Genomic DNA, 3,279 nt, shown 5'->3' with positions numbered 1-3,279 from the left:
CCTCCGCTTATATCCCCCGAAACGAGCTCCATTCTGCATTTAGCCGGAAAATCTCCGCTTATTTTACTTTTTTATTTACCAATAACGATGCCAATACGACTGTCATTTCAGCACGTATTTTAGGAAAAGCACCTCAAAACGGGACCCTTCATGTTTTTTTTATACTATATTTTCTCCATTATCAAAGGCAGTGTAATGACGACCTCAGTTCCTTCATTTGGAATGCTCTTAATTGAAATTTCCCCGCCATAGGAATCGATGATTCGCTTGCAAACCGTTAAACCTAGTCCGGAGCCATCCTTTTTTAACGTATAGAAGGGTTTAAATGCTTGGTTAAGTTGGTCTTTCTGCATGCCAACACCGTTATCAGCGACTGTAATCAAACATTTATCTGATTGTTTATCAAGTGAAATGGATAATTTCCCACCAAACGGCATTGCTTGCAAGGAGTTTTTTGTTAAATTAAGAATGACTTGCTTTAACTGATCTTTGACACAAGAAACAGGCAATTCTTCGGTATGATAATCAACGGATAATTCCACATTCATAAAATTGGCTTCCGAATGAATAATCGGCTCAATTTCAGCCACTATGGTATTGGCATTACATTTTTTCAATGTATGGGCCGTCGGTTTTCCAAGAACAAGTAATTCACTTACGATTACATTGATTCGATCAATCTCCATTTGAATCACTTCAAAATAAGCTTGGGCCTTTTTATCATGATATTCTTCACTTAAAAGTTTGACTAAGCCTTTAATCCCAGTTAATGGATTTCGTATTTCATGGGCCGTACTAGCCGCCAGGTTCCCGATTAGTTCTAATTTATGATGTTCAGTTTGTTCATTTTCACGTTTTACTTTCCTTTTTAAAAGGAAGTACTGTGCCCATATATATAGGATATTTGAAATCGTGAGAAAGATGATTAGGTATATTAAAAAGGGTTTCCAAAAAGCGATTATCTTTTCAGTCCTGACAAAGACAGAAATCGTCAAAGGTATTTTGGCTATCTGCAAACTGGATTTTATAGAATCTTCTTCAGGAACAGATCCTGCTGATATTAAAACATGTTCAGCGCCATCTGTGATGATGACCATCTCATCCTTAACATTTGTTTTAATTGCTGCTTCAATTTCGTCTATTCGCAAACTAGCAACGAGAACCCCATGTACTTGACCATGGTCGACAATGGGAGTAGCGATGGAAATAATTTGCCTTCCTGTGACCCTGCCAATATGTACGTTTGAAAAACTTGTTTTCTCTGTTTTGATTGCTTGCTGAAAATAAGGTTGGTCACTTACATTGATTTTATTTGAATTGGTATTCGTGCTAAGTAATAAGTCTCCATTTGCATTTGTCCAAAAAAAACCTGAAAGCCGAGGATCTTTCCCTGTTGTTTCTTTAAGTAAATTTTCCACATCATTTAAGTTGTTTTTTTGATATTTAATAGAAGTAGCGAGCATTTCTACTCTACCAACCGTTTCGCCTAGTAAATTTTCAATGCTCTTCGTATGAAAGTTGGCATACTCTTGTGCTTTCATTCGATTTTGATTTTCCAAAACTGTTACTTGGTGCTGTGCAATGACCGTACTGATTGCTATAGTTGGGATTAATGTGAGAAGTAGATATATTAGAAACTTATTCTTCAGGATCGATTTAAGAATGCGAAGGACAACCAAGTTGAATCTACTCCTCTAAATTTGTTTATCATTATTCTACTATTTTTTTAGCTGCTAGAATATACCCTTTGTTGTAAAATGAATCCAATCGTTTTAAGATGCTTCATTTTATAAAAAAAATGTTGTGGTTTTCACATTTGGGGTTAGACAAAGAGAAAAAGTTGTATGAAATCTTGAATGTGGATAATAAATGTTCTTCTTTTGTGGATTCTAATAGTTACTGGAATTTATTATGCGAATTTAAAGAACAGAGAGGCGATTCGATGGAGGATAAAACAAAAATCCGATTAACGGCTGCTGAAATGTCAGGATTATGGACTCAATATTTAAGTGACACTTTAGCAGTGTGTGTGGGAAGTTACTTTTTAGAGAAGGTGGAAGATGAGGAAGTACGTCCCGTTATTGAATTTACATTAGATGTGGCCAAAGGCAACATTACGATTATGCAGGAACTGTTTAAAAAGGCGGAATTTCCTGTCCCGATTGGCTTTACGGAACAAGATGTCAATCCAAAAGCCCCAAAACTATTCTCAGACACTTTTGTATTAATGTTTTATCGCAATCTGTCTATTCTTGCTATGGCAGCTAGCGGTGCGGCATTAGGATTGGTTACACGTCCAGATGTAGTTGATTTTTTTAAACGAATATCTAAAGATGCTATGAAGTTGCAGGATTTAATTAGGGAGCTCATGTTGAAACAAGGTACATACATCAGACCTCCATACATTTCTATACCTGACAAAGTTGATTTTGTGAAACGGGACCATTTTTTGGCAGGCTTTTCGGTCAGAAGCGGTCGATTACTTCAGTGGAAGTCACGCATTTGTTTTCAAATATTCAAACAAATATGCTGGGTAAGGCATTAATCACAGGGTATGCCCAGATAGCACAGGATAAAGAAGTGAAAGAATATTTGGTAAGAGGAAGGCAAATTGCACAACAACATGTCGATCTATTTAGTGAGATTTTAAAAAGTGAGGATCTTCCTGTTCCGATGAGCTGGGATTCCGCAGTTTCTGATTCAACCACATCTGTTTTTTCAGATAAATTAATGATGTTTAATGTCTCATCAATGATTGCCGCAGGGATTGGAAATTACGGGATGGCTATAGCTGCAAGTCCAAGAAGGGATATTGCACTAAAGTATGCGACGTTGCTTCCGGAAATAGCTCTGTATGCGGAGGCGGGAGCGAAGATAATGATTAAGCATGGGTGGATGGAGGAACCTCCGCAAGCAGATGATCGGAATGAAATTATTCAGGGCTAGGGAAGTAGTTTAAGTTACTATATTCAAAATAGGGTACATTAGAAATTTAATGATCTATAGTGTAAGCTATCACCTTATGTGGTGGCTTATATAATTATGGGCAAAAAAATAGATTGGTGTCAGCACCAATCAAAATTATGGGAAGTTTTAAGAAATGAGCTCTTCGAACCATTTCCGTATTAACTTGTCTTTATCATAAGAAAAACATATGTAGAACTTGTAGTGAAGCTGTGTGGAAGTTGTGAAGATTTTTGTGGAGAATCGATTTGAAGGCAAAAAAATAGATTGGTGTCAGCACCAATCAAAATTATGGGAAGTTTTAAGAAATGAGTT

At 36.6% G+C, this 3,279-nt stretch carries 3 protein-coding genes; 2 read left to right on the top strand and 1 reads right to left on the bottom strand.

Annotated elements, in window-relative coordinates; all coding sequences use genetic code 11:
* Window positions 1-164: 164 nt before the first annotated feature.
* A complete protein-coding gene (locus BDR01S_RS24295) occupies window positions 165-1,679 on the bottom strand; it encodes an ATP-binding protein (protein ID WP_066363398.1) in 1,515 nt (504 codons plus the stop codon).
* A gap of 263 nt (window positions 1,680-1,942) precedes the next feature.
* Between BDR01S_RS24295 and BDR01S_RS26410 the strand changes: the two genes are divergently transcribed.
* Together BDR01S_RS26410 and BDR01S_RS26405 are read left to right on the top strand one after the other, a co-directional pair.
* Window positions 1,943-2,545 (top strand): DUF3231 family protein, encoded by a 603-nt coding sequence (locus tag BDR01S_RS26410; protein ID WP_066363396.1) that lies wholly within the window; start codon window positions 1,943-1,945, stop codon window positions 2,543-2,545.
* Window positions 2,488-2,946, top strand: coding sequence for a DUF3231 family protein (locus tag BDR01S_RS26405; RefSeq protein WP_235846651.1), 459 nt, complete (start codon window positions 2,488-2,490; stop codon window positions 2,944-2,946). Before BDR01S_RS26410 ends, BDR01S_RS26405 begins: the two co-directional genes overlap by 58 nt.
* The last annotated feature ends 333 nt before the right edge of the window (window positions 2,947-3,279 follow it).

Source organism: Neobacillus drentensis NBRC 102427, from assembly GCF_001591445.1.
Taxonomy (GTDB): Bacteria; Bacillota; Bacilli; order Bacillales; family Cytobacillaceae; genus Neobacillus; species Neobacillus drentensis.
The sequence above is the reverse complement of the archived record's forward strand: the minus strand, read 5'-3'. Positions and strand labels throughout refer to the sequence as shown.